A 25741-nucleotide genomic window follows, 5' to 3' on the forward strand; every position below is an offset into this window, starting at 1 on the left:
GCCCATGAGAGCAAGATGGGCACAATGGCCGGTCCGAAAAGATTCATCCCTCTGTCCGACCGAAGCCACCATGCCCATCTGGAAAAAGCCCGTCGACCTGGCTCGACTCAACGCCGACCACCACAACACCGCTGCCTCGCACCTGGGCATCGAGATCATCGAACTGGGTGACGACTTCCTGCGCGGCCGCGTGCCGGTGGACCAGCGCACCAAACAGCCCTTCGGGCTGCTGCACGGCGGCGTGAGCGTGGTGCTGGCCGAATCGCTGGGCTCGGTGGGCGCCTACTACGCCAGCCCCGAGGGCCACAACGCCGTGGGCCTGGACATCAACGCCAACCACCTGCGCTCCGCCACCAGCGGCTGGGTGACGGCCACCGCCCGGCCCATCCACCTGGGCCGCACCACGCACGTGTGGCACATCGACATGGTCAACGACGCGGGCGAACTCACCTGCGTGTCGCGGCTGACCATGGCGATCCTGGCGCCGAGATAAGGTGCATCCCCCTGAGGCACTTCGTGCCTTCCCCCTTCTCTCGAATCGCTAACGCGACTCGGGAAGGGGGACGCAGCCCTCGCTGCGGGGCGGCCCTTGCTTGGCTGCCCTGGTGGGCAGCGCCACCCGCAGCGGGCAGGGTTGAATTTATAGAAAATTACTCTCCAGCGCTTACTGGGTAAGCGCCAAAAGCTATCTATTCAGTAGCATTCTGCTGCGCCAGGCGCTCGCTTTTCCAGTACACGTCATCCCCGCCATCCATGCGGTTGAGCACGCGGGCCAGGACGAACATCAGGTCGGAGAGGCGGTTGAGGTACTGGCGCGGCGCGTCGTTCAGCGCCTCTTCGTTGCCCAGGGCGACCACGGCGCGTTCGGCGCGGCGCGCCACGGTGCGGCAGACATGGGCTTGCGCGGCGGCGCGGGTGCCGGCGGGCAGGATGAATTCCTGCAGGCGCGGCAGCGCCGCGTTGTGGTGGGCCAGGGCGTCATCCAGTGCCAGCACCGCTTGCGGCTTGAGCAGTTCGAAGCCCGGGATCGACAGTTCGCCCCCCAGGTTGAACAACTGGTGCTGCACCTCGACGAGCAGGCCGCGCACGTCCTCCGGCACGCGCTCGCACAGCAGCAGGCCGATGTGGGAGTTGAGCTCATCCACGTCACCGAGCGCATGGATGCGCAGGCTGTCCTTGGAGACGCGTTCGTTGTTGCCCAGGCCGGTGGTGCCGGCGTCGCCGGTGCGCGTGGCGATCTGTGTGAGTCGGTTGCCCATGGGTGCCTTGCTTGGTCGGTGGGGGATGCGGCGCAGGGCCGCGCGGGGAATCTGCACCCGCGATTTTCCGCCACCGCGCCCGCCGGGCCGGTATTCAAAAAAAAGCCCCTTGCACACGCACCCGGTGCAAGGGGCGGGCGGGCAGCCCCTATCGCGCTGCCGCCCACCGGCTGCCGCCGGCCACCAGGGTCACTGGGTCGCAGTCGAGCGGTTGAGCTTGTCGATGTCCGCCGTGGAGACACCCGTGTTCGAGGGCTTGAGGTTGTTCCACGCATGGGCGTGGTATGTGTCCCACTCCTGGCGCGACACCATGCCGTCGCCGTTGGAGTCCATGAGGCGGGCGTTCACCCGCGTTTCCGCCTTGGCGGCGGCCTTGCCCCCGGAGGCGCTGGGGTTGATTTCTGCCACCGGGGCGCCACGGCCATCGCCCTTGGCAGGGTTGGCGGGCGCCGCCGTGCTCTGGCTGGCACGGTTGTCGGCCTTGTTCTGAGCATTCGCGGCGGCGGGGCCGCCCGAAGCGGCGGGATTCACCTCGGAAGGGGGGCGGGCGGTGTTGGTGTCGGGCGCCTGCGCGAGGGCGGCGGTGCAGGCCAGGGCGGCGAGGGCCGCCACAACGGTTTGCTTTTGCATGAGAGGCTCCTTGGGATAAAACAACAAAAAACATCCATCCAGCGGGATGCTGAAGTGCATTGTTTTGGGCCGGCGGGAACGCCGATGTAGGACATGCCCCGGCCTGCCAGTCATCCGGCAACCGGCCCGCGGCGTCGGGCGGGCGTCCGTGGCGCCCTACGTTTGGGTACATCCCCTCCGCATTGCCCTACAAGGCAGCCGCTGCCGGTTACACCGCGCTGGGAAATGTTGGCCCGGGCAACAGCAGGCAAGAGTGCTGGCCTTGGCCGGCCTGCTGCGGTGCAATGAAACCCTGTTCAACTTCGAAGGAGCCTAGCTTCCATGAAAGCACTGCAACGACGCACCTATTCGTTCGATACGCGCAGCGTGATGCTCTTCGCCGCCCTCTCCCTGGGTGGCGTGGGCGCATTGCAGGCACAGTCCACTTCCACTTCGCCCCAGCCTGCGCCGGCCAGCAAGGCCGCAGCCCCGGGAGACCCCAAATACTCCTACGGCCCTGGTACCGGAAACCCCTCCATGGCCGCCACCAACGCTTTCAATCGCGCCGACACCGACAAGGACGGCAAGCTGAGCGAGAAGGAAGCCACCAAGCTGCCGGCCATCAGCCAGCGCTTCAAGGAGCTGGATGCCGACCAGAGCGGCTCCCTGTCTCCAGCCGAATTCGAGAAGGGCCTTCTTTCCTGATCCTCCATCCCGGATGCCCTGGCTCTTGGCCACGGAGCCAAACCCGGGGTGACCACCGCGTGTAGCGGACCATTGGCGTCCGCGAGCCCGCCCGCTCTGGAGCGTTCCAGACCGTGGGCGGGCTTTTGCGCCTGCGCGCCGAGGGCCGCCGTCAGTCGTGCAGCGAGGACAGGAATTGCTGCAGTTCAGGCGTGCGCGGGTGGCCGAACAGCTCGGCGGGCGTGCCCGTCTCGTGCACACGGCCCTGGTGCATGAAGATCACGCGGTCGCTGACCTTGCGCGCGAATGCCATCTCGTGCGTGACCATCATCAGTGTCATGCCTTCCAGCGCGAGCGACTCCACCACGCGCAACACCTCACCCACCAATTCAGGGTCGAGCGCCGAGGTGATCTCGTCGCACAGCAGCACCTGTGGCTCCATGGCCAGGGCGCGTGCAATGGCCACGCGCTGCTGCTGCCCGCCCGAGAGCTGGTCGGGCATGGCGTCGAATTTTTCTGCCAGGCCCACGCGCTCGAGGAGCTTGCGCGCCTGCGCGGCCGCCGTGGCGGCGTCGCGCGACTTCACCAGCGTGGGGGCCAGCATGATGTTGCGGCCCACCGAAAGGTGCGGGAACAGGTTGAAGTTCTGAAAAATCATGCCCACCTGCTGGCGCAGCTCACGCATGGCCGTGGGGCTGTCGTGCATGAGCTTCTTGCCGTTGACGCTGAGGGCGCCCTCCTGAAAGACCTCCAGCCCGTTCACGCAGCGCAGCAGCGTGCTCTTGCCCGAGCCGCTCTTGCCGATGATGGCGATCACCTCGCCCTTTTGCACCTTGAGGTCGATGCCCTTGAGCACCTCGTTCGTGCCGTAGGACTTGCGCAGGGCCGTGATGTCCACGATGGGCGGCGCGCCCACCACGATGCCGTCGTGGGCGGGAGCCGGGGTTGTATCAACTGCGGTTGCCATGGAGTTTCCTTTCAAGGGACTGCGCCACCAGGCTCACCGGGAAGCACAAAACAAAGTACAGCAGGGCCACGCAGGCGTAGACCAGGAAGGGCTGGTAGGTGGCGTTGGAGATCATGCTGCCGGCCTTGGTCAGCTCGACAAAGCCGATCACCGATGCCAGCGCCGTGCCCTTGATCACCTGCACCAGAAAACCCACGGTGGGCGGCACCGCAATGCGCAGTGCCTGCGGCAGCACCACATGGCGCAGCTGCTCGCCAAAGTTCAGGGCCAGGCTCTGCGCCGCCTCCCACTGGCCCTTGGGGATGGAGGCCACGCAGCCGCGCCAGATCTCCGTGAGATAGGCGCTGGTGTAGAGCGTGAGTGCCACGGCGGCGGCCGTCCACGGCGAGGTCTTGATGCCAAAGAGCGCAATGCCGAAGTACGCCAGGAACAGCTGCATGAGCAGCGGCGTGCCCTGGAACACCTGCACATAGGCACCGATCAGGCGCTCGGTACCCCGCACCTTGGACAGGCGCAGCACCAGCAGCAACAGGCCCACCAGCCCGCCGCCGATGAAGGCAATGAGCGAGAGACTGACGGTCCAGCGCGCGGCCATCAGCAGGTTGCGCAGGATGTCCCACAGAGAAAATTCCACCATGGCTTATCTCCCCACCAAGAATCGGGCACCCACCCAGATGAGCAGGCGGCGGGTCAGCATCGACAGCGCCAGGTACACGGCCGTCGCCAGGATGAACGCCTCGAACGCGCGGAAGGTGTTGCTGGAGATCAGGTTGGCCGCGTAGCTCAGTTCCGGCGTGGAGATCTGCCCGCACACGGCCGAGCCCAGCATCACGATGATGATCTGGCTCACCATGGCCGGCCACACCTTGAGCAGCGCCGGCGGCAGCACCACACGGCGGAAGGTCTGGCCGGGCGTCAGGGCCAGGCTCTGCGCGGCTTCGATCTGCCCGCGCGGCGTGGCCTCGATGCCGGCGCGGATGATCTCGGCCGAATACGCGCCCAGGTTGATCACCATGGCCAGCACGGAGGCCACCTCGGGCGAGAGCTTGAGCCCGAGCGCCGGCAGGCCGAAGAACAGGAAGAACAGCTGCACGATGAAGGGCGTGTTGCGCACCAGCTCCACATAGGCCGCCACGGCCCAGCGCAGCGGCAGCGCACGCGGCCCCAGGTTGCGGGCGCGCGCCCAGGCACAGGCCGTGCCCAGCAACAGGCCCAGCACGGTGCCCACCACCGTGAGCCCGATGGTCCAGACCACACCGCGCACCAGCAGCGGCCAGGAGGACAGCACGGCAGAGAAATCCAGCGCGATCAGCATGCGGTTGCCCTGCGGCGCTTGTCACGCCCCAGGCCTGTTCAGCAAATGGTCAGTGGTGAGCGTTCACAGGGGCAGTTCGCCGGCGGGACGGCCCAGCCACTTGCTGGAGAGCTTGTCGATGTCGCCCGACTTCTTCGCCTCGGCGATGATCTCGTTCACGCGCAGGCGCAGCTTGTCCTCGCCCTTGGCCACGCCGATGAAGTTGGGGCTGTCCTTGAGCAGCAGCTTGTACTCGGTCTGCAGGCTGGGGTTCTTCATCATGATGGTGCCGGCCGTGGACGCGCTGGTGGCGATGGCCTGCGTCTGGCCCGACACGAAGGCCGAGATGCTGGCCGCGTGGTCTTCAAAACGCTTCACGTCCACGCCGGCGGGTGCGACCTTGGCCAGTTCCTGGTCCTCCATGGCGCCGCGCGTCACGGCCACCGACTTGCCGGCCAGGTCCGCAAAACTCTTGATCGACAGGCTCTTGCCCGCGAACACGGCCTGGAAGAACGGCGCATAGGCGGCGGTGAAGTCGATCACCTTCTCGCGCTCGGGGTTCTTGCCCAGCGTGGAGATGACGAGGTCGGCCTTCTGCGTCTGCAGGTAGGGGATGCGGTTGGCGCTGGTCACGGGGATCAGTTCGACCTTCACGCCCAGCTTGGTGGCGATGTAGTTGGCCATTTCCACATCCAGGCCCTGGGGCTTGAGATCCGTGCCGACAAAGCCGTAGGGCGGATAGTCGGTGGGGATGGCGATCTTGATTTCCTTGGCCTTGAGGATGTTGTCCAGCGCGTTCTGCGCGTGGGCGGCAGGGGCCATCAGCGCGGCCGACAGGCCCGTGGCGGCAAGCACGCCCAGTGTCAGGCGGCGGGTCGAGGAAACAAAGGCACGGGAGGCGGTCATAGCAGGGCTCCTAGGTAGGTGGATGCGTCGGCGGGTGCTGCGTCCGTGTCGGACGCTTTCGGGGTGGAACTCTTGGGCGCAGCGCGGGGCTTGCGTTGCCGGGGCTGCGCGGTGGTGTCCGCTGCGGCGGCAGTGGTCTTGCGCACCGGGGCCAGCGCATCGCGCAGCCCGGCCAGCGGGTCGGTGCTGGCCTGCAGGCGCAGCGCGGATTGCACCGAGCCGATGTGCTCGGACATGAGCGCCTCGGCCTGGGCGATGTCGCCCGCCTCCAGCGCCTCGACGATGCGCACGTGGTCGGCGCACGACTGCGCGGCATCGTGCGACGACTGGTAGAGCATGGCGATCAGCGTGGTGCGCGCCGTGAAGTCGCGCAGCGTGTCGGCCAGCAGTGAATTGCCCAGGCATTCGGCCAGGCACACATGGAAGTCGCCCAGCAGGAAGCTGCGCGCGCCCACGTCGCTGCCCGCCAGCGCCGCCTTCTCGCGCTGCAGGTGGCTCCTGAGCTGGCGCACGGCCGCCTTGTCCACCGCCTTGAGCTGGTGCAGCAGGCCCAGTTCGATCACGCGGCGCGCCTCGAAGGCCTCGCGCGCCTCGTCTTCCGAGGGTTCAATCACATACCAGCCACGCCGCGCGCTCACGGTGACGATGCCGCGCGTGGACAGCCGCGTGAGCGCCTCGCGCACGATGGTGCGGCTGCAGTCGAACAGCATGGCCAGCTGCTGCTCGCCCAGGCGCGAGCCCGGGGCGAGCTTTTGCGCCATCACGGCTTCGATGATGCGGTTGCTGATCTCGGTGGCGGTGGTCATTGCCGCCTGCTGATTGCAGGTTCCGTGCCAACTGGTATACAAGATGGATGCACCAGTGTGGCGCGCCAGCCTATGGCGCCCTACGGGGGCTCAGCGGACTTCGCCCTCCTTGCTCAAAGAATGCCTCGCCACAGATTGAATCTGGTGGGTTCGCTATGGATTTCGCAGCGCGATGCGCTGTTGAAATGCTGCAGCCAGGGCATGGTGCCCTCATGGCGCGCCCAGCCGGGGTCGCCCCGGCGCGCAAAACTCGCCCAGCTTTGGTGCATGGCCTGCGCCAGAGCGGCAGGCGGCGCGGCCCCCGTGAACTCTTGCCCCTGGGCAGTGTGAAGGTTGCCAAAGACAAACGGCAGCTCCACCGCGTGCGCCGCGCCCAGCCGCCCCCGCCACTGGGGGGATGCCCAGGCAAACTCATAGCGGTGGGCGCTTTGGGCCCATTCGCTGGCCAGCGCCGCGATGCGCTGTGCGGGCACGCGGTAGTAGAAATCGGACTGCAAGGCTGACAGCAGCTCGCCCGGTGTCTGCTGGGCAGCCGGCAACAGCGCCCGGCAGGCGCGAACCGCCTCCGTGGGCAAACCCACATCCTGCGCAAACGCCAGCACCTGCGCCTCGCTCACGCGGTCGATGGCGCCGCCCGGCACGTGGTACAGGCGCATCTCGTCCACATTGCTGCCCACCAGCACCTGCAGGTCCGGTGGTCGGGCCCTCCATTGCTGGCGCATCGCCTGCAGCGGCAGCGCAGCCAGCACCCGCCCATCCACCACGGGCCGCAGCGGAAAGAAGTTGCGGCCCCCGATGCCATGCCGGACCCGCAGCGATGGATCTGCTGCCAGCCTGTGGACGGCATGAAGCACCGAGCCGATGGGGGCCAGGGCCAGCGTGGTGCGGCTCGGCGCCACGCCCACCAACGCAGCCACTGCGCGGCGTATGGCGGCGGCTTCGTCCAGCGTCTGGCAGGCCACGCTCGGGCTTTGCAGGATGACCCTCTGGAACAAGCCGCGCGAAGCTGGCATGCCCAGCAGGCACGCCAGCGCACCCGCGCCCGCCGACTGGCCGAATCCCGTGACCTGCGCCGGGTCGCCACCCCAAGCGTGGATATGGTCCTGCACCCATTGCAGCGCAGCGATCTGGTCCAGCAAACCCCGGTTGGCGGGGGCACCGTCGTCCTCGCCCTCGAAGTGCATGAACCCATCCATGCCCAGCCGGTACTGCAGCGACACAAAAACCAGCCCCTGCCGTGCGAACGAAGCGCCGTCGTACAGCGGCTCGCTCGCCGACCCGCGAAAGAAGCCGCCGCCGTGCACCCACACCAACACCGGCAGGCCCGCACCCGGCGCTGCGGGCGGTGCCCACACATTCACGGCCAGGCAGTCCTGGCCACCCAGCATGGGTGCATCGGCTTTTGCCGTGCGGGCCAGTTGCGGCGCCATGGGCGCGAAGGTGGTGGCGTCGCGCAGGCCGGACCACGGCAACGCAGGCGCCGGTGCCGCAAAGCGCAGCGCGCCACGTGGTGCCTGGGCGTACGGCACGCCACGGAACACACGCACGCCGTGGTCCCACAGACCCCGCAGCTGGCCGCCGTGGGGCAGCGTGACCTGGGGTGCCGCTGTGCCCACCGTCATTCCGTGGCCAGGCCCAGCTTGTCGATCAAGGGCCGCCACACGGCCGCATCGCGCGAGGCCCAGACGCGCACGTCGCCTGGCACCGAGGAAGTGAGCGTGACGTTCATGGCCTCCAGCCGCGATTTGTACTGCGCATCGCCCCGGCACTTTTCGGTGACGGCGTTGAGCTTGCTCAGCAGTTCGGGCGGCGTGCCCGCCTTGGCCACCACCGCAATCCACGCGGGCCGCGCCAGGTCGGCGGCGGCGGGCAACGCTTCGGCAATGGTGGGCACCTCCGGCAGCAGGGGCGAGCGCTGCGCGCCAAACAGCGCCAGCGGCACCAGCTTGCCCGCCTTGACCTGGGCTGCGGCCGTGCCGATGACCAGGGTCATCGCATGGATCTGCTGCCCCATCAGCGCGGTGAGGCCCGCGCCTTCGCCCACAAAGGGCACATGGGTGCCAGCCACGCCCAGGCGCTCGATGAGCGCCGAAGTCAGCAGGTGCGCCGGGCTGCCCTTGCCCGGCGACCCAAAGTTGACGCCACCCGGCGTGGCGCGCGCGAGTTTTTGCAGATCGGCCAGGCTCGCGATGCCCTGCCCCGCAGGCACGGCCAGCACCAGCGGCGACGTGCCCAGCACGGCCACGCCATCGAAGTCGCGCAGCGGGTCGTACGGCGGCTGCTTGTACACATACGGCGTGATCGTCATCTGCGACATGCCGATGCTCAGCAGGCTGTAGCCATCGGCGGGCTGGCCCTTGAGGTGGTTGACCGCCAGGACGCCATTGGCCCCCGGCTTGTTCTGCACCACCACCGCCTGGCCCAGTTCACGCGCGGCGCAGTCGGCCCACACGCGGGTCATCGCGTCCGAGCCGCTGCCGGGCGGCTGCTGCGCAATGAGCTGGATGGGCTTGGCCGGGTACGCGCCTGGCTGTGCCACTGCGGTGCCTGCCAGCAGCACGAGGGCGCCCAGCAGCGGAACGCGGGGCGCGCGGGGGAAGGAAAGGGCCATGGTGTGTTGTCTCCTGGGTTTTTTGGGGGGGTGGCAGTGGAATGGCGTTGCACGGGCGCCTAGCGGGGCTCCCGCAAACGTGCGCAGGTGCGCGCCGGTGCGGCGGCACCCAGGGCCTAGCGGCGAGGCGCTCGCGCCTTGGCGGGCGCGGCACTGGCGGCTGCGGCTTCACAGCGGGTGGCGATCAGGTCGGCCAGGCAGGCCAGCTGGGCTTGTTGCGCAGCATCCGGCGTGTCCTGCCGCGCAGGTGTAAAAAGCTGCAGCATCCCCAGCCCGCGCAGCGAGGACAGCACCAGGCCCAGCAGGCCATCGCGGTCGGCCTCGTGGGCCAGTTCGGGAAATGCCTTGAAGAACCCGTCGCGCATGCGCGCCTGCACGCTCTGGCGCAGCTCGGCAATGTGGCCCAGCACTTCCGGCTGGTTGCGGCAGCCCAGGTAGATGTTCCAGGCCACGATGAAGCGCGGCTGCGCATAGACCAGGCCCCAGACGGCCTGCACGAAAAGGGTCGCCCTCTCGCGGGGCGCCAGCGTGCTGTCGGGCCAGAGTGCGCCCGACAGCACGCTGGACTCGATCAGCTCGCTGAGCACGTTCATCATCAGCACCGCCTTGGACGTGAAGTGGTGCTGCACCGCCCCCGACGTCATGCCCGCCGACTTGGCCAGCTCATGGATGGACATCTCCTCCAGGCTGCGGTTCTGGATCACATCGATGGCCGTGGCGATCAGGTGCTGGCGGGTGGCGGCGCTGCGCTCGGCATGCGTGCGGCGCACCCCCGCCTTGGGGGAAACACGGTGGTTCATGGCGCTTTCACAATATACATTTCAAACGTAATGTATTTAAGCGAACACCCGCGAACAAGCCCGTGAATACCCGCACCACGCCGCGCAGTGCCCGCGCGCCTTGTGCACCCGCGGGGTCCGGGCCAGCTTGCACCTGCCTGACCACTGCCATGGCGCCCCGCAAAAGCCGGTGGTATTCTTTTCGATCACCCTGGAGACAACCCATGAACGCCCCCACCGCCGCCGCCCACCTTCTCCCCGAAATCAACCTGCGCGAAGTGCCCCAGGCCCTCATCGAAGCGCTGCAGACCCGCTTTGGTGCGCGGTGTTCGCTGGCCCAGGCCGTGCGCGAGCAGCATGGCCGGGACGAAGGTTCCTTCCAGGCGCCGCCACCTTCCGCTGTCGTGTTCGCCGAGAGCACGCAGGACGTGGCCGACGCCGTGAAGCTGGCCAGCCAGTACGAGGTGCCGGTGATTCCCTACGGCGCCGGCTCCTCGCTCGAAGGCCACCTGCTGGCCGTGCAGGGCGGCATCAGCATTGACGTGAGCCGCATGAACCAGGTGTTGAGCATCAATGCCGAAGACCTCACCGTGACCGTGCAGCCCGGCATCACGCGCAAGCAGCTCAACGATGCGATCAAGGACACGGGCCTGTTCTTCCCCATCGACCCCGGCGCCGATGCCAGCATTGGCGGCATGAGCGCCACGCGCGCCAGCGGCACCAACGCCGTGCGCTACGGCACCATGCGCGAGAACGTGCTGGCGCTGCAGGTGGTCACGGCCAGCGGCGAAGTCATCCACACCGGCACGCGCGCCAAGAAGAGCAGCGCGGGCTACGACCTCACGCGCCTGATGGTGGGCAGCGAGGGCACGCTGGGCATCATGACCGAGATCACCGTGCGCCTGTACCCGCTGCCCGAGGCCGTGAGCGCCGCGATCTGCTCGTTCCCGAGCATCGAGGCCGCCGTGCACACCGTGATCCAGACCATCCAGCTCGGCGTGCCGATCGCGCGCGTGGAACTCATCGACCACCACACGGTGCGCATGGTCAACGCGCACAGCAAGCTCACCCTGCGCGAAAAACCCATGCTGCTGATGGAGTTCCACGGTTCGCCATCGAGCGTGAAGGAGCAGGCCGAGACGGTGCAGGACATCGCCAGCGAGTTTGGCGGCAATGCCTTTGAATGGGCCAGCACGCCCGAAGAACGCACGCGCCTGTGGACCGCGCGGCACAACGCCTACTTCGCCGCCGTGCAAAGCCGCCCCGGCTGCCGCGCCATCAGCACCGACACCTGCGTGCCCATCAGCCGCCTGGCCGACTGCCTGCTCGACTCGGTACAGGAAGCCGAGGACAGCGGCATCCCTTACTTCCTGGTGGGCCATGTGGGCGACGGCAACTTCCACTTTGGCTACCTGCTCGACCCCAACATCCCCGAAGAGCGCGTGACCGCGGAAGACCTGAACCACAAGCTGGTGGCCCGCGCGCTGAGCATGGGCGGCACCTGCACGGGCGAGCACGGCGTGGGCCTGCACAAGATGGGCTTCCTGCTCGATGAAACCGGGGCTGGCGCGGTGGACATGATGCGCGCCATCAAGCGGGCGCTGGACCCGAAGAACATCCTGAATCCGGGAAAGATCTTCGCGCTGTAGCCGCCGCGTGGCGCAGCCCCCGTCCCGGGCGGCCCATGCTGCCCTTCGAAAGCTGTGCGCATCCGCAAGACGGGCCGCGGGCGAGTCCCATGGCCTCGCTAGCGCCGCGGCGGCGGCGGTCTCGATGCCCCCGGGAAGACGTCGGGTGCCTTCTAGAATGAAGGAATGATCAAATACTCCTTCCCAGCCGCGCCGGTGACGTACCGGCCCGCCGCCAGCCCCCCCGCCACCATGGCCGGCGAGTTGATCGACTACCAGGCGTGCCCGTTGTGCGAGAGCAAGGCCTTTCGGCCGCTGCGCAGCGCGGACTGTTCCCACCACCCTCGCTACAGCCAAGAACTCTCCCGCACCATGCATTGGAGCCAATGCACGGCGTGCCAGCATGTTTTTCGCAGCGGCTACTACTCCGAAGCGGCGCTGAATGTCGTTTTCCGTGGCACCAACGAATCCCAGGTGGTGGGCTATGACCTGGAACGGCAGCGCTATGTGTCTGCGCAGATGATCGAGAAGGTGCTGTCCTACCAGACGGGAGGCACGTGGCTGGACGTGGGGTTTGGGAATGCATCGCTTCTGTTCACCGCGCAGGAGTACGGCTTCGATCCCGTGGGCCTGGACCTGCGTCCGCAATCGGTGGAAGAGCTGCGCAGATGGGGGGTGGCGGCCCATTGCCAGGACGTCACAGGGTTCGAGCTGCCGCGGCCGGCCAGTGTGGTCAGCATGGCGGATGTGCTGGAGCACATGCCGTTTCCCAAGGTGGGTCTGCATGCCGCCCACCGGCTGCTGCAACCCGGGGGGGTGCTGCTGATCTCCCTGCCCAACCTGGGCTCCTTGGTCTGGAAGGCGCTGGATGCGAACAACGCGAACCCCTACTGGGGTGAAATCGAGCACTATCACAACTTTGACCGCGACCGGCTGTACGCGCTGCTGGCCGAATGTGGCTTCCGGCCCGTGCGCTATGGCATCAGCCAACGCTACCGCGTGTGCATGGAAGTGATTGCCGTGAAGGTCGGGGCGGACAGCGCACACCACACACCGCCACAACTGCCATGACCCACGGAAATCCCGATGAGGGGCCTTGGCTTGCGGCCCGCTGGGGGGAGGGCGTCGGCTCTGGTCCAGTGGCCGCTTGACACGCCGCGGATGGGATGGCCGGTGGCGGCCCTCCGTGCGGGGCTCGCGCTCCGCCCCCCATCTTTGCGGCAGTGTCATGGCAAAAGGCCGCACGGCGCCGTGTCAGAAAGCGCACGTTGTCCCGCCGAAATCTCCAAGACGAAAGAGCCCATGCAGAACGCCAGCCCCGCAGAACGCGCACTTCAGGTCGCCCTGGTCGCCGAACACCAGCATGCCTCGCTGGCCAACCTGCTGTGTGAGCTGCACGCCTTCTACAACGAAGGCGCCACGCCCTCTCGGCAGGTGGTGATGGAGCACCTCCGCCAGAACCTCCTGGCGCCCGGCTCCGCCCAGCGTTTGCTGGTGGCTTCGCGCAGCGACGGCGTTGTGGTGGGCCTGGCGGCGTTCTCGCTGGTGTATTCGCTGGTCGAATTTGCAGAGGAGCAGCGCAGGCATTGCCAGCTCAAAGAGCTGTACGTGAGTTCGGCCGAGAGAAGCCAGGGGACTGGCCGGGCGCTCATGTCCGGGCTCGCCCGATATGCCTTGGACCACGGCTGCCGCCGCATCGACTGGCCTGTGAAGGCGTCGAACGCCAGGGGAATCCTGTTCTACGAAAGCCTCGGTGCCCAGCGTGTGGCCGAACGGCTCAGCTACCGGCTGACTGCGCCCGCACTGGGCCGGCTGGCCCAGGACCGTGGATGTGCCGGCGCAGGGCCCGCACTGAACTGAAAACCGGAGACCTGCGCCTTGTTTCGATCTTTCGTCCTTCTGCTCGCCCTGCTGGGCGGCGCGGCCTTCGGCGGGTTGCTGCTGGTGTCGCTGCTGCAACCCACCTGGATTGAACGCGGCGCGCACGAGCTCATCCGCCAGCACATCGAGCACAAGACGGGCGAGAAGCTCCAGGCCCTGGACGAACGCTTCCTGAACGCGCAAGCACGGGTCTTCTTGCGCGGCAAGGAACAGGAGATCGACGCCGCGCGCAAGGCGCTGTCGGCCGGCCTGCCCGCCCGGGTCGCCGCCATTGCGGCCGAGATGGGGATCCCGGCCTGCGAATGCCGCAAACGGCGGCAGCAGCGGCTGGAGTTGCAGATCGGCACCGCGCAGCAGATGCAGGCCCAGCTCGATGCGCTGATCCGCAGCGCCTACATGGATACGGCCGAGAAGCTGCTGCGCGAATTGCGCATCTTCAGCGGTGCCAATGCCCTGGCGTTCGCCCTGCTGGGCCTGGCCGCATGGCGGCGGCCCCACGGCGCGGCTGGGGCATCGCTGGTGCCGGCCACCGCCACGCTCCTCGTGGCAACGCTGGCGAGCAGCGCTGTCTACCTCTGGGGCCAGAACTGGCTGCAGACCATCGTGTTCGGCAGCTATGTGGGCTGGGCGCAACTGGCCTACATCGCGCTGGTGTACGCGTGGCTGTGCGATCTCTTGTTCAACCGGGCGCGCGTCAGCCTGCACCTGTGCCAGGGCAGCCTGAGCGGCGCTGCGACCCCCTGCTGAAAGCCACCACCCATGCGCATGGCCCTCGTCTCCGACATCCATGGCAACCTCGCCGCACTGGAAGCGGTGGCCGCAGACATCCGCCGCCGGGGCGCTGACCAGGTGGTGAACCTGGGCGACAACCTCCAAGAACCTGTTCAAGGTGTTTTCGGGGTCGCACAAGTACCTTGCCGGGATGGGATGCTAGGCGCAGTGCGCAGTTGATAGCTTGGCTATCAACAAGCGCCGCAACGCCGCAGACCGCCCGGCAAGGCACTTGCCCGAAGGGTTGGAGTGAAATCGGGCGATTGAATGCCCCGGCTGCTTGCATGGGCACGAGCCCATGCAGCGCATCCGAGGCATCCACTCATCCCGATTGCACTTCAATGCGATTCCCGAAAACACCTTGAACAGGTTCTCGGCCCGCTGCTGCCGCGCGAGACGGCGCAGTGGCTGATGGCGTCGGGCTGGCTATCACTGGCGGGCAACCACGAGCGCCAGGTTCTGGAACTGCGCCCCGGGCGCGGCGGCCCCTCGGACCAGTACGCGCACGCACAGCTCACCGAGGCGGAGTTCACCTGGCTGCGCACGCTCAAGGCCTGGCATCGCTTCAGCGACGACATTTACCTGTGCCACGGCTCGCCGCGCAGCGACCACGAATACCTGCTGGAAACATTGGATGGCAGCATACTGCGCCTGGCCACCCCAGCAGAGATATCCGCCCGGCTGGCTGACGAGCATTCACCGGTCATCGCATGCGGCCACACCCACGTGCCCCGCGCAGTGCGGCAGGGTGCAAGCCTGCTGGTCAACCCCGGCAGCGTGGGACTACAGGCCTACAGCGATGACCACCCCGTGCCCCACGCGGTGCAGACCGGGACACCCGACGCACGCTATGCCTTCATCGAACAGCGCGCAGGCGGCTGGCATTGCGAACACATCTGCGTGCCCTACGACCACGCGGCCATGGCGGCGCTGGCCCGGCAACACGGCCGCCCGGACTGGGAGCACGCACTGCTCACTGGCTACGCCGCCTAGCCCGCGCGCCCATCAGCCGTGCACTGACCGAGAATCTGCGGGAGCCTGGTCACGGTCATGCATGCCGTAGTCGCGCACCACGGCGGCAACGCGCAGGCGGTAGTTGTCGAAGATCCGCTCGCGGCCGGCTTTCTGCGTGGCGCGGTGGGCTTCCATCTGGCGCCATTGCGCCACTGCCTCCTCGTCACGCCAGAACGAAAGCGACAGCAGCTTGCCGGGAGCACTGCGGCTCTCGAACCGTTCGATGGAGACAAACCCATCGATCTGCTCCAGCAAAGGCCGCAACGCAGCGGCAGCGCCCAGATAAGCGTCCTGCTGGCCCGGAGCGGGCTGTACCTCGAAGATGACGGCGATCATGCCCTGAGCTCCAACGGGCGTGCGGGCAGGCCCAGCGTGCCTTCCACGCCCTGCGTGAAACTGCGCTCCTCGCGCAGGATGAAGCGCTTTTCCTGCGCCATGGCGAAGTTGGCGCGGCCCTCCGGGTCGGTGCGCAAGCGGGCGCGGTAGGCCTCGTAGGCGGCCAGCGACTCGAAACCTATGAGCCCCCAGGCCTCGTAGTTGCTGCCCTCGTGCGGCAGGAAGTAGCCGATCAGGTGGCCGCCGCAGCGCGGGATGATCTGGCCCCAGCGGCGTGCGTATTCGGCGAACAGCTCGCGCTGGAAGGGGTCGATGTCGTAACGGATGAAGCAGGTGATCATGGTGCGTGGCCCAGTGCGTTGTGAGGGCCTCACGATAGGCGCTTGACGGCCTGTGATGGTTCGCTCAACATCGAACCATGAAAGATGGTCCCCACATTGCGCGCATTGCCGCGCTCATCGGCGACGCCGGTCGCGCCGAAGTCCTCACCGCGCTGATGTCCGACCGCGCGCTCACGGCCACCGAGCTGGCCGAAGTTGCCGGCGTCACCAAGCAGACCATCAGTGCCCACCTGGCCAAGCTGCTCGATGCAGGCCTGCTGACCGTCGAGCACCAGGGCCGCCACCGCTACTTCCGGCTGGCCGACCGCGATGTGGCACACCTGCTGGAATCGCTGATGAACGTGGCCTTCCGCGCGGGCGCGGTGCGCCTGCGCTCCAGCCCGCGCGAGCCTGCCTTGCGCCGCGCACGCATGTGCTACGACCACCTGGCCGGCGAAGTGGGCGTGCAGTTTTATGAAGCCCTGGTGCGCCAGGGGCTGCTGCAGGCCACGCCCCAGGGTGCGGCGGTAACGCTCGCCGGCGCGCAATGGTTTGCCCAGGTCGGGATCGACACCCCCGCCCTGGCCCAGCAGCGGCGCATGCTGTGCCGCCCTTGCCTGGACTGGAGCGAACGCCGCCACCACCTGGGCGGCGCGCTGGGGGCTGCGCTGCTGCAGCGGCTCTTCGAGGGCGGCTGGGCACACCGCGCACAGGGCTCGCGCGTGGTGCATTTCACGCCCAAGGGCGAGCTGGCGTTGCGCCAGTGGCTGGCCACCACCTCCAACGCATCCCCATCCATCCCCCTCCTCGGCCCCGGAACATGATGAAGACCCTGCTGCTTTTCATCGCCACCGCCCTGGCTGAAATCGTGGGCTGCTACCTGCCCTGGCTGTGGCTCAAGCAGGGCAAGCCCATGTGGCTGCTGCTGCCCGCGGCACTGAGCCTTGGTCTGTTCGCATGGTTGCTCACCTTGCACGACACGGCAGGCGCGGGGCGCGTTTACGCGGCCTATGGCGGGGTCTACATCGGCGTGGCCCTGGCGTGGCTGTGGATGGTGGATGGCATCCGGCCCACGCCGTGGGACGTGGCGGGCGTGCTGGTCGCGCTGGCAGGCATGGCGCTTATCGTGCTGCAACCCGCGCGCTGACACCTATTCCCCGGCCTTCGGCAACTTCACGCCCTTGGTGGCCTTGGGTCGCACATGGGCCGAGCGCGGACTGCGCAGGGTGTCGGCATCGAGGATCAGCCGGCCCTGGATGCGCCCTTTCATGCGCTTGACGCTGCTGGCCGCGTCCTGCATGTGGCGCGCCATCAGCGTGCGCACGGTCTCCACGTCGCGCGCGCGTGCGGCCCGCACGATCTCGCGGTGAAAATTGGCATTCACTTCGCCAAAGCGCCGGTGCTCGGCCTTGGGCGTGCGGTTGCCGTAGACGATGAGCTGGCGCAGCATCTCGTTGATCAGCTCGCAATTGAAGCGCAGGAACGGATTCGGGTTGGCCGCGGCCAGGATGTCGTGGAAGTTCACGTCCTCGCGCCGCTGGCTGAGCATGTCCTCGCTGCTCGACGCCGGGTCGCAGCAGGCGATGGAGTGCTCCAGCGCCTCGAAATCGGCCTCGGTCAGGTGCGGCACGGCGCCGGCGGCCAGCTCGGGCTCCAGGAACTGGCGCACGGCGTAGATGTTGTCGATGGTCACTTCCTGGAAGAACAGGTAGTTCTGCATGAACTGCAGGGTGCGGTCCAGCGGCACCTCGGCGATGGTGCCCCCGCCCGAGGGGCCGGTGGAGATGGTCACCAGCCCCTGCACCTCCAGCGACTTGAGCGCCTCGCGGATGGTGCCCTTGCTCACCTCGAACTGCGCCTGCAGCTCGCTCTCGCGCGGCAGGCGGTCGCCCGGGCTCAGGTTCTTCTCGGTGATGAGGCGCTTGATCTCCTGCGCCACCAGGTCGGGGCGCTTGAGGGCTTTGAGCGGCTTCTGTGTGGACGTTTTGGTTGCCATGTTCAGGGAATTGTCGTTGGTCGGCCGGCAGCCACGGCGGTGCCTCCGCGCGGCGAAGTACCGCCCATGGTGCAGTGTATGCACCGCAAGGGGGCAGCGGAAGGGATGCAGGGTTTCCACGCACGGTGTTTATTCTATTTATCACTATAAATAGCAGAAATGAGCGCCAACGGCGCTCTGCGGCGGTGGCACGCAGTGTGCTTTGCACAAGCCGTGCCCCGCTATCGGCCAACCGGCCTCAACCCCTCCACAGGAGCCCCCCATGCACCGTCGCCACCTCTTGCAACTCTCTGCCCTGGGCGCACTGCCCGCATCGCTGGGCCTGGCCCAGAGCGCCTGGGCGCAGTCCAGCGGTGCCATCCAGTTCGGCTGCCCGGTGCCCATGTCGGGCGCGTTCGCGGCCAACGGCAAGTTCGCCGACCTGGGCATGAAGCTGGCCATCGAGCAGTACGGCACGGTCCTCAAGCGCCCCCTGGCCTACACGGTGCTGGACACGGAAGGCAAGCCAGCCACGGCCGTGCGCAAGGTGCAGGAGTCGTCTCAGCAGCAGGGCACGCGCTTTTTCGCGGGCGGCATCCTGTCGTCCGAATCGCTGGCCATGGGCAAGGAGGCCGAGAAGGCCGGCGGCATCTTCATCACCACCGCCGGCGCCGACGAGATCACGGGCAAGGACTGCAACGCCGCCACCTTCCGCTGGTCGGTGCCCACCTTCGGCGCCATCGAGCAGACGGTGCGCCCCCTGGCCGAGGCCCTGCCCAAGGCCAAGCGCTGGTACACCATCACGCCGCAGTACGTGTTCGGCGACGGCCTGCTGTCGGCCGCCAAGAACATCTTCAAGGAAAAGGGCCTGGAGCACGTGGGCAACAGCTACCACTCGCTGACCGAAAAGGAGTTCAGCGGCTACCTGACCAACGCCATGGCCGCCAAGCCCGACGTGCTGCTGCTGCTCAACTTCGGCTCGCAGTCGTCCGACGCGCTGCGCCAGGCCGTGAGCTTCGGCATGCACAAGAACATGACCATCCTGGTGGCCTGGGCCTCGGGGCTGGAGCAGTTCGAGTCGCTGGGCGCCGACCTGTGCGAAGGCATCTACTTCGGCGCGCAGTACTGGCACACGGCCAATGCGCCGCTCAACCTCGACCTGGTCAAGCGCAGCAACGACAAGTTCAAGTCCAACCCCAACTACAGCCTGGCGGGCTCGTACATCTGCACCAAGCTCATGATCGACGGCATCATCAAGGCCGGCACGGTGGAGCCCAAGGCCGTGATCGCCGCCATGGAAGGCATGAAGTACCAGGGCCTGACGGGCGACGAAGAGATCCGCAAGGGCGACCACCAGGTGCTCAAGAACTACTACCTGCTCAAGGGCAAGGCCAAGGCGAAGATGGCCAACAAGGACGACTACGTGGACGTGGTCAGCTCGGGCAAGTCCTTCCTGCCCCTGGACCAGACCGGCTGCAAGCTCACCTGACACGTATTGGCCTTCAACCGGCTGGCGTCGCTGGGAAGCCTTGCCGTGCTAACGCACTGTCTGCGGCTTCCCGCCTGGCCATCCGGCTGAATGCAAACCCGCGGTGACGCTCGCAAGCTCTGCCGCATCGCCCTCCTCCACGGCCCGCAGCCGCGCGCCTTGGGATTTTTCCTTCCATCTCTCGCCCATGAACATCTACCTGCTACAGGCCATCAACGGGATCGGCATCGGCATGCTGTACTTCCTGCTGGCGGTCGGCCTGTCCATCGTGTTCGGCCTGCTGCGCTTCGTGAACTTCGCGCACGGGGCGTTCTACCTGCTGGGCGCCTACTTCTGCTTCCAGATGACGCGCTGGGGCCTGAGCTTCTGGCTGGCGCTGGCCGTGGTGCCACTGGTCGTGGGCGCCCTGGGCTGGCTCACCGAAAAGCTGGTGCTGCGCCACGTGTATTCCAAGCCGCACGAGTTCCACATCCTCGTCACCGTGGGCCTGGCATTGGCCATCCAGGAGCTGGTGATCCTGCAGTGGGGCCCGCTCGGCGACAGCGTGCCGGTGCCCGACCTGCTGCAGGGCGTGGTCATGTGGGGCGGCATCGTCTACCCCAAGTACCGGCTGTTCGTGATCGGCTTCACCGCCGTGCTGGCCGTGGGCCTGTGGTACGTGCTCGAAGGCACGCGCCTGGGCAGCGCGGTGCGCGCGGGCAGCGAATCCACCGAGATGGTCTCGCTGCTCGGCATCAACGTGTTCCGCATCTTCAGCCTGGTGTTCGCACTGGGCGCGGCCACCGCCGCGATTGCCGGCGTGCTGGCCGCCCCCATGCGCGGGGCCGAGCCCTTCATGGGCATCGAGGCGCTGGGCGTGGCCTTCATCGTGGTGGTGGTCGGGGGCATGGGCAGCTTTGCCGGGGCGCTGATCGGCGGCCTGCTGATCGGCATCGTGCAGAGCGTGATGAGCACCGTGTGGCCCGAGGGGGCGCGGCTCATGATCTACATCGCCATGGCCGCCGTGCTGCTGCTGCGCCCGCATGGCCTGCTGGGCCGCAAAGGATGAACACCGCCATGACGATTTTTCGCAAGAATTCCCACCTGCTGCTGGCCCTGGCCGTGGTGCTGGTGATGCCGCTGACCATGCAATCGGGCTCGCTGGCCAGCGAGGTGCTGATCTATGGCCTGGCCGCCATGGGCTGCAACCTGCTGCTGGGCCACACCGGGCTGCTGTCCTTCGGGCAGGGCATCTTCTTCGGCCTGGGCAGCTACACCATCGCCCTCACGCTCACGCGCTGGCCCCTGCCCATGCCGCTGGCCCTGGCGCTCGCCGTGGTGATGGGCGCGCTGGGCGCGGCCATCGTGGGCTGGGTGGCCATCCGCCAGCGCGGCACCTACTTCGTGATGCTGACCCTGGCCTTCGCGCAGATGTTCTACTTTCTCGCCTACTCCATGCCTGGCATCACGGGCGGCGACAACGGGCTGATGGACATCCCGCGCCCCTCGCTGGCCGTGGGCGGCTTCACGCTGTGGCCGCTGGCCTCGCCCTGGCAGTACTACGGCTTCGTGGCCACGGTGTTCCTGGTGGCCTTCTGGCTGCTGCAGAAGGTGTCGGCCTCGGTCTTCGGGCGCACGCTGCTGGCGGTGCGCGACAACGAGGAGCGCGCGGGCGCCATCGGCTACAACCTCAAGCTGCTCAAGCTGCAGGCCTTCGTGATCTCGGGCGCGGTGACGGGCCTGGCCGGCGCGCTGCACGCCATGATGACGGGCATCGCCCCGCTGGCGAGCGCCGAGTACCACACCAGCGAGATGATCCTCGTCATGACGGTGATCGGCGGCACGGGCAACCTGCTGGCCTCGCTGCTCGGCTCGGCCTTCTACCTGCTGGTGGGCGACTGGCTGTCCACGCTGTGGCCGCGCTGGCTGCTGATCCTGGGCGTGGTGCTGATGGTGGTGAGCCTCGGCATGCAGCGCGGCCTGTGGGGCCTGGGCGAGTCGGCCTGGAACCTGCTGCGCGGCAAGGGCCGTGGCGGCAAGGCCGACGCATCTGCCACGCAAGGAGGCCACGCATGAGCACCGCAACCCCCTCCCCCATCCTGCTCGAAGCCGTGGGCGTGGAAAAACGCTACGACAAGTTCGCCGCACTGGCGGGCGTGGACCTCAAGGTGCGCGCCAACACGGTCCATTCGGTCATCGGCCCCAACGGCGCCGGCAAGACCACGCTGTTCCACATGCTCACCGGCACCAAGAACGTGAGCGGCGGGCGCATCGTGTTCGACGGGCACGACGTGACGCACGAGCCCGACCACCGCCGCGTGCAGCGCGGCATGGCGCGCTCCTTCCAGGTGACCAGCCTGTTCCTCACTCTGCCCGTGCGCGAGAACCTGCGCCTGGCCGCCCAGGGCACCGCGCCGCGCCATGCACTCAACTGCTGGCATGCGCCGCAGGGCGCGCGCTCGCAGGCCGAGGTGGTGGCCAGCGTGCTGGCGCGCCTGGGGCTGGAGCGCCATGCCGACACGCCGGTGGGCAACCTCTCGCACGGCCAGCAGCGCCGGCTGGAGGTGGGCATGGCGCTGGCGGCACGGCCCAAGGCCATCTTCCTGGACGAGCCCACCTCGGGCATGGGCATCGACGACCTGGACGACATGAAGCGGCTGATCCAGGGCCTCAAGGACGAGCACACCGTGGTACTCATCGAGCACAACATGAACATCGTGATGGACATCTCCGACACCGTGACGGTGATGCAACAGGGCCGCGTGCTGGCCGAAGGGCATCCGCACGCGATCCGCAGCGACGACCGGGTGCGCAGCGCCTACCTGGGCAACATGATCACGGGGGGCAAGGCGGCATGACGATCCTCGACATCCAGGGGCTGCACGCCCATTACGGCAAGAGCCATGTGCTGCAGGGCGTGGACCTGCGCGTGGGCGACGGCGAGCTGGTCACCCTGCTCGGGCGCAACGGCGCGGGCAAGACCACCACGCTCAAGAGCATCTGCGGCGTGGTTCCGCCCACCCAGGGCCGTGTGCGCTTTGCGGGCGACGAGGTGCAGGGCCTGGCCACGCATGCCATCGCCCAGCGCGGCGTGTGCCTGGTGCCAGAGCACCGGGGCATCTTCAAGCTGCTCACGGTGGAGGAGAACCTGCTGCTGGGCCAGCGCAAGCGCTCGCCCTGGCAGTTGCCGGACATCTACCGCATCTTTCCGCGCCTCAAGGAGCGGCGCGGCAATGGCGGCGGCCAGCTCTCGGGCGGCGAGCAGCAGATGCTGGCCATCGGCCGCGCGCTGATGAATGCGCCGCGCCTGTTGATGCTGGACGAGCCCGTGGAAGGGCTTGCCCCGGTGATCGTGGAAGAGATCGTGGCGCAGCTCAAGACCATCAAGGCCGCGGGCGTGGCCATCCTGCTGGTGGAGCAGAACCTGGAGGTCTGCACCCAGCTGGCCGACCGGCATTACGTGATCGAGCAGGGCGCCATCGTGCACGAGGCGGACAACACCGCCTTTCTCGCCGACGACGCCATCAAGGACCGCTATCTGGGCGTGGGCCTGGCATAGATTTTTCAGGAATTCGACTGTGGACATGACGACGACCCCCTCCCCTGCCCTGCAACCGCGCGTGAACGGCGCGCGCCTGTGGCAATCGCTGATGGACCTGGCGCAGATAGGCGCCACGCCCAAGGGCGGCGTGTGCCGCCTGGCCCTCACCGCGCTGGACGGCGAAGGCCGCGACCTGTTCGTGCGCTGGGCGCGCGAGGCCGGCTGCAGCGTGCGCACCGACGCCATCGGCAACATCTTCGCGCGCCGCGCGGGGCGCAACGACGCCCTGCCCCCGGTGATGACCGGCAGCCACATCGATACCCAGCCCACGGGCGGCAAGTTCGACGGCAACTACGGTGTGCTTGCCGGCATCGAGGTGGTGCGCACGCTGAACGACCTGGGCATCGTGACCGAAGCCCCGATCGAGGTGGCGGTGTGGACCAATGAAGAGGGCTCGCGCTTCGTGCCCGTGATGATGGGCTCGGGCGTGTTCGCCGGCGCCTTCACGCTGGAGCATGCGCTGGCCCAGCGCGACGCGCAGGGCACCAGCGTGGCCGAGGCGCTGGCCGTCATCGGCTATGACGGCGAGCACGGGCCCACGCCGCCCGTGGGCGCGTATTTCGAGGCGCACATCGAGCAGGGCCCGGTGCTGGAGGCCAACGGCTGCGTGATCGGCGTGGTGCAGGGTGCCCTGGGTCAGCGCTGGTACGACGTGAGCGTGCAGGGCATGGAGGCCCATGCCGGCCCCACGCCCATGGCGCTGCGCCGCGATGCCCTGCTGGCCGCCAGCACGCTGGTGGCCGAGGTGAACCGCATCGCCCTGGCCCATGCACCGCATGCGCGCGGCACGGTGGGCGTGCTGGAGGTGTTCCCGAGTTCGCGCAACGTGATCCCCGGCAGCGTGCGCATGACCGTGGACCTGCGCGCCGCCGACGATGCCATGCTGCTGCAGATGGATGCGGAGTTGCGCACCGCCTGCGAGCGCATCGGCACGGCCCACCGCACACCCATCGCGGTGGAGCAGGTGGTGTACTTCCCGCCGCAGCCGTTTGCGCCCGCGCTGGTCGAAGGCGTGCGCGCCGATGCCCAGGCACTGGGCTACAGCGCCATGGACGTGGTCAGCGGTGCCGGGCACGACGCCGTGTACCTGGCGCGCCTGGCGCCCACGGCCATGGTCTTCGTGCCCTGCGCCGACGGCATCAGCCACAACGAGATCGAGGACGCGGAGCCCGAGCACCTGGAGGCCGGGTGCAACGTCTTGCTGCAGGCCATGCTGCGCAGCGCCCGGGTGGTCGCCGCATGAAGATCCTCATCGCCCGCCTGAACCACGAGACCAACACCTTCTCGCCCGTGCCCACGCCCCTGGAGGCGTTTGCGCCCACCTACGGCGAGGATGCCCTGCGCGACAACCTGGGCATGCGCACGGCCATGGCGGCCTTCATCGACCTGGCCCGGGGCCTGGGCGCCACGCTGGTGACGCCGGTGTCGGCCACCTCCAACCCCAGCGGCCCGGTGCATGCCGCGGCCTACGACGAGCTGACCCGCCGCATCGTGGAGGCCGCCCCCGGCTGCGACGCCATCCTGCTCGACCTGCACGGCGCCATGGTGGCCGAGAACAGCCCCGACGGCGAAGGCGACCTGCTCGCGCGCGTGCGCGCAGCGGCGCCCGGCGTGCCCATCGGCGTGGCGCTGGACCTGCACGGCAACATCACGCCCAAGATGGTCGCCAACGCGGATGTGATGGTCGGCTTCAAGACCTACCCGCACATCGACATGTACGAGACCGGCGAGCACGCGGGCCGCCTGCTGCTGGCCATGCTGCAGGGCCAGGCGCGCTACAGCGTGCGCTGGCACCAGTTGCCCATGATGGGCCACACCCTGCGCAGCACCACGCTGCAGGGCGCCATGTTGCGTGCGGTGGACGCCGCCCGCGCTGCCGAGGCCGACGGCGTGCCGGCCGTGTCGGTGTTCGCGGGGTTCTCGCTGGCCGACATCGAGGCGCCGTTCATGAGCGTGGTGGTCACCGGCCTTGCCGATGCACCCGAAGCAGCCCAGGCCGTGGTCGACCGCATCGCGGCCACCATCTGGCAGGAGCGCACCGAGTTCGTCTACGACAGCGAGCCCCTGGCCGACTCCCTACAGCGCGCCCAGGCACTCACCGCGGGCGCCAGCCGCCCGGTGCTGCTGCTGGACCACAGCGACAACTGCATGTCCGGCGGCACCTGCGATTCCATGGACGTGCTGCAGGCCGCCCTGGCCGAGGGCCTGGACGACATCGCCGTGGGCCCGCTGTGCGACCCCGAGGCCGTGGCCGAACTCGTGGCGGCCGGTGTGGGCGCGCAGTGCACCGTGCGCCTGGGCAACAAGGTGCCGCTCACGCAACTGGGGGTGTCCAAGGAGCCCGTGGCGCTCAGCGGCACGGTGCGCGCCATCAGCGACGGCGAGTACACCGTGACCGGGCCCATCTACACCGGGCAACGCTGCGCCATGGGCCGCACCGTGCTGTTCGACACCGGCAGCGCCCTCATCGTGGTGACCGAGAAGACGCACGAGCCCTGGGACCTGGGGGTGTTCTCGTGCGTGGGGGTGGACCCCACGGCGCACCGCTTCGTGCTGCTCAAGTCGCGCATGTACTGCCGCCCGGTGTTCGTGCCGCTGTCGCATGCGCTGGTCGAATGCGACAGCCCCACGGGCGTGACCAGTTCCAACTACGCGCTGTTCCCGTTCAGGAACGTGCGCCGGCCGGTGTTCCCGCTCGACGCTGTCTGACCTTCCATTGCGCAGGAGCCCCCAGAACCCGCATCACCAGCAAGCGCAAGCCGACGCCAGTGCCCCCGCGCAAGGGCCGCCCCGCCGCGCTGGGGGCGTCCCCCTTCCCAAATCGAGCAGCGA

At 68.0% G+C, this 25741-nt stretch carries 30 protein-coding genes; 17 read left to right on the forward strand and 13 right to left on the reverse strand.

Annotated features, from left to right (window positions below; all coding sequences use genetic code 11):
- The first annotated feature begins 70 nt into the window (after positions 1-70).
- Positions 71-493 (forward strand): hotdog fold thioesterase, encoded by a 423-nt coding sequence (locus tag AC07OD_RS18415; RefSeq protein ID WP_218296484.1) that lies wholly within the window; start codon positions 71-73, stop codon positions 491-493.
- Between the two features lie 196 nt (positions 494-689).
- On the opposite strand, the gene AC07OD_RS18420 is transcribed toward AC07OD_RS18415, so the two are convergent.
- Positions 690-1259, reverse strand: coding sequence for a cob(I)yrinic acid a,c-diamide adenosyltransferase (locus AC07OD_RS18420; RefSeq protein WP_218296483.1), 570 nt, complete (start codon positions 1257-1259; stop codon positions 690-692).
- A 189-nt stretch (positions 1260-1448) separates the two neighbouring features.
- Positions 1449-1889: a hypothetical protein gene (locus tag AC07OD_RS18425; protein ID WP_494597695.1), complete on the reverse strand. Its 441-nt coding sequence runs from the start codon at positions 1887-1889 to the stop codon at positions 1449-1451.
- A 321-nt stretch (positions 1890-2210) separates the two neighbouring features.
- Between AC07OD_RS18425 and AC07OD_RS18430 the strand changes: the two genes are divergently transcribed.
- Positions 2211-2573 (forward strand): PLC family EF-hand domain-containing protein, encoded by a 363-nt coding sequence (locus AC07OD_RS18430; RefSeq protein ID WP_369641013.1) that lies wholly within the window; start codon positions 2211-2213, stop codon positions 2571-2573.
- Between the two features lie 151 nt (positions 2574-2724).
- Here AC07OD_RS18430 and AC07OD_RS18435 read toward each other — a convergent pair whose 3' ends face one another.
- The 8 genes from AC07OD_RS18435 to AC07OD_RS18470 form a co-directional block, all read right to left on the reverse strand.
- On the reverse strand, positions 2725-3519 hold the full coding sequence (locus AC07OD_RS18435) for an amino acid ABC transporter ATP-binding protein (protein ID WP_255590935.1): 795 nt from the start codon (positions 3517-3519) through the stop codon (positions 2725-2727).
- The gene (locus AC07OD_RS18440; RefSeq protein ID WP_057227970.1) at positions 3503-4156 is read right to left on the reverse strand and encodes an amino acid ABC transporter permease; all 654 of its coding nucleotides are present in this window, start codon (positions 4154-4156) and stop codon (positions 3503-3505) included. The genes AC07OD_RS18435 and AC07OD_RS18440 overlap by 17 nt, the downstream gene beginning before the upstream one ends.
- Before the next feature lie 3 nt (positions 4157-4159).
- Positions 4160-4834: an amino acid ABC transporter permease gene (locus AC07OD_RS18445; protein ID WP_218296480.1), complete on the reverse strand. Its 675-nt coding sequence runs from the start codon at positions 4832-4834 to the stop codon at positions 4160-4162.
- A gap of 63 nt (positions 4835-4897) precedes the next feature.
- Positions 4898-5719 carry a transporter substrate-binding domain-containing protein gene (locus AC07OD_RS18450; RefSeq protein ID WP_218339238.1) on the reverse strand — a complete coding sequence of 274 codons (822 nt, stop codon included), beginning with the start codon at positions 5717-5719 and terminating at the stop codon, positions 4898-4900.
- Entirely contained in the window at positions 5716-6525 is an 810-nt protein-coding gene (locus AC07OD_RS18455) for a GntR family transcriptional regulator (protein ID WP_218339239.1), read from the reverse strand. The genes AC07OD_RS18450 and AC07OD_RS18455 overlap by 4 nt, the downstream gene beginning before the upstream one ends.
- Positions 6526-6638: 113 nt before the next feature.
- Entirely contained in the window at positions 6639-8147 is a 1509-nt protein-coding gene (locus AC07OD_RS18460) for a carboxylesterase/lipase family protein (RefSeq protein ID WP_494597696.1), read from the reverse strand.
- Positions 8144-9136, reverse strand: a complete 993-nt coding sequence (locus AC07OD_RS18465; RefSeq protein ID WP_494597697.1) for a Bug family tripartite tricarboxylate transporter substrate binding protein — start codon at positions 9134-9136, stop codon at positions 8144-8146. The genes AC07OD_RS18460 and AC07OD_RS18465 overlap by 4 nt, the downstream gene beginning before the upstream one ends.
- A 116-nt stretch (positions 9137-9252) precedes the next feature.
- Positions 9253-9936 carry a TetR/AcrR family transcriptional regulator gene (locus AC07OD_RS18470; protein WP_492254301.1) on the reverse strand — a complete coding sequence of 228 codons (684 nt, stop codon included), beginning with the start codon at positions 9934-9936 and terminating at the stop codon, positions 9253-9255.
- Between the two features lie 203 nt (positions 9937-10139).
- On the opposite strand from AC07OD_RS18470, the gene AC07OD_RS18475 reads away from it, so the two are divergent.
- The 6 genes from AC07OD_RS18475 to AC07OD_RS18500 all read left to right on the forward strand — a co-directional run bounded on the left by AC07OD_RS18475 (position 10140) and on the right by AC07OD_RS18500 (position 15188).
- Positions 10140-11564 carry an FAD-binding oxidoreductase gene (locus AC07OD_RS18475; protein ID WP_494597698.1) on the forward strand — a complete coding sequence of 475 codons (1425 nt, stop codon included), beginning with the start codon at positions 10140-10142 and terminating at the stop codon, positions 11562-11564.
- Between the two features lie 165 nt (positions 11565-11729).
- Positions 11730-12614 carry a class I SAM-dependent methyltransferase gene (locus AC07OD_RS18480; protein WP_255594803.1) on the forward strand — a complete coding sequence of 295 codons (885 nt, stop codon included), beginning with the start codon at positions 11730-11732 and terminating at the stop codon, positions 12612-12614.
- Positions 12615-12845: 231 nt separating this feature from the next.
- Positions 12846-13403: a GNAT family N-acetyltransferase gene (locus tag AC07OD_RS18485; protein WP_492806794.1), complete on the forward strand. Its 558-nt coding sequence runs from the start codon at positions 12846-12848 to the stop codon at positions 13401-13403.
- An 18-nt stretch (positions 13404-13421) separates the two neighbouring features.
- A complete protein-coding gene (locus AC07OD_RS18490) occupies positions 13422-14171 on the forward strand; it encodes a hypothetical protein (protein ID WP_494597699.1) in 750 nt (249 codons plus the stop codon).
- Positions 14172-14189: 18 nt separating this feature from the next.
- Positions 14190-14375: a metallophosphoesterase family protein gene (locus tag AC07OD_RS18495; protein WP_494597700.1), complete on the forward strand. Its 186-nt coding sequence runs from the start codon at positions 14190-14192 to the stop codon at positions 14373-14375.
- Between the two features lie 231 nt (positions 14376-14606).
- Positions 14607-15188: a metallophosphoesterase family protein gene (locus AC07OD_RS18500; RefSeq protein WP_494597701.1), complete on the forward strand. Its 582-nt coding sequence runs from the start codon at positions 14607-14609 to the stop codon at positions 15186-15188.
- A gap of 12 nt (positions 15189-15200) precedes the next feature.
- Here the strand turns inward: AC07OD_RS18500 and AC07OD_RS18505 are convergent, their stop codons facing one another.
- Together AC07OD_RS18505 and AC07OD_RS18510 are read right to left on the reverse strand one after the other, a co-directional pair.
- Positions 15201-15545: an antibiotic biosynthesis monooxygenase family protein gene (locus AC07OD_RS18505; protein WP_494597702.1), complete on the reverse strand. Its 345-nt coding sequence runs from the start codon at positions 15543-15545 to the stop codon at positions 15201-15203.
- Entirely contained in the window at positions 15542-15886 is a 345-nt protein-coding gene (locus AC07OD_RS18510) for an NIPSNAP family protein (protein WP_369641002.1), read from the reverse strand. Before AC07OD_RS18510 ends, AC07OD_RS18505 begins: the two co-directional genes overlap by 4 nt.
- 77 nt (positions 15887-15963) lie before the next feature.
- Here AC07OD_RS18510 and AC07OD_RS18515 point away from each other — a divergent pair, with 77 nt between their 5' ends.
- Positions 15964-16689: an ArsR/SmtB family transcription factor gene (locus AC07OD_RS18515; protein ID WP_494597703.1), complete on the forward strand. Its 726-nt coding sequence runs from the start codon at positions 15964-15966 to the stop codon at positions 16687-16689.
- A complete protein-coding gene (locus tag AC07OD_RS18520) occupies positions 16689-17012 on the forward strand; it encodes a YnfA family protein (RefSeq protein ID WP_494597772.1) in 324 nt (107 codons plus the stop codon). The genes AC07OD_RS18515 and AC07OD_RS18520 overlap by 1 nt, the downstream gene beginning before the upstream one ends.
- Positions 17013-17015: 3 nt before the next feature.
- On the opposite strand, the gene AC07OD_RS18525 is transcribed toward AC07OD_RS18520, so the two are convergent.
- Positions 17016-17861, reverse strand: a complete 846-nt coding sequence (locus AC07OD_RS18525) for a FadR/GntR family transcriptional regulator (protein ID WP_492806787.1) — start codon at positions 17859-17861, stop codon at positions 17016-17018.
- Positions 17862-18123: 262 nt separating this feature from the next.
- Here AC07OD_RS18525 and AC07OD_RS18530 point away from each other — a divergent pair, with 262 nt between their 5' ends.
- From AC07OD_RS18530 to AC07OD_RS18560, 7 genes are all read left to right on the forward strand, one after another.
- Positions 18124-19329 carry an ABC transporter substrate-binding protein gene (locus AC07OD_RS18530; protein WP_218296467.1) on the forward strand — a complete coding sequence of 402 codons (1206 nt, stop codon included), beginning with the start codon at positions 18124-18126 and terminating at the stop codon, positions 19327-19329.
- A 187-nt stretch (positions 19330-19516) separates the two neighbouring features.
- Complete coding sequence (locus tag AC07OD_RS18535) at positions 19517-20377, forward strand: branched-chain amino acid ABC transporter permease (RefSeq protein WP_218296466.1); 861 nt, start codon at positions 19517-19519, stop codon at positions 20375-20377.
- 8 nt (positions 20378-20385) lie between these two features.
- The gene (locus tag AC07OD_RS18540) at positions 20386-21384 is read left to right on the forward strand and encodes a branched-chain amino acid ABC transporter permease (protein ID WP_218339247.1); all 999 of its coding nucleotides are present in this window, start codon (positions 20386-20388) and stop codon (positions 21382-21384) included.
- Positions 21381-22166: an ABC transporter ATP-binding protein gene (locus AC07OD_RS18545; protein WP_218296464.1), complete on the forward strand. Its 786-nt coding sequence runs from the start codon at positions 21381-21383 to the stop codon at positions 22164-22166. The genes AC07OD_RS18540 and AC07OD_RS18545 overlap by 4 nt, the downstream gene beginning before the upstream one ends.
- Positions 22163-22867, forward strand: a complete 705-nt coding sequence (locus AC07OD_RS18550) for an ABC transporter ATP-binding protein (protein WP_218296463.1) — start codon at positions 22163-22165, stop codon at positions 22865-22867. The genes AC07OD_RS18545 and AC07OD_RS18550 overlap by 4 nt, the downstream gene beginning before the upstream one ends.
- Before the next feature lie 25 nt (positions 22868-22892).
- Entirely contained in the window at positions 22893-24152 is a 1260-nt protein-coding gene (locus AC07OD_RS18555; protein ID WP_218339248.1) for a Zn-dependent hydrolase, read from the forward strand.
- Positions 24149-25618 carry a M81 family metallopeptidase gene (locus AC07OD_RS18560; protein ID WP_218339249.1) on the forward strand — a complete coding sequence of 490 codons (1470 nt, stop codon included), beginning with the start codon at positions 24149-24151 and terminating at the stop codon, positions 25616-25618. The genes AC07OD_RS18555 and AC07OD_RS18560 overlap by 4 nt, the downstream gene beginning before the upstream one ends.
- The last annotated feature ends 123 nt before the right edge of the window (positions 25619-25741 follow it).

Source organism: Acidovorax sp. GW821-FHT10E03, assembly GCF_059415205.1.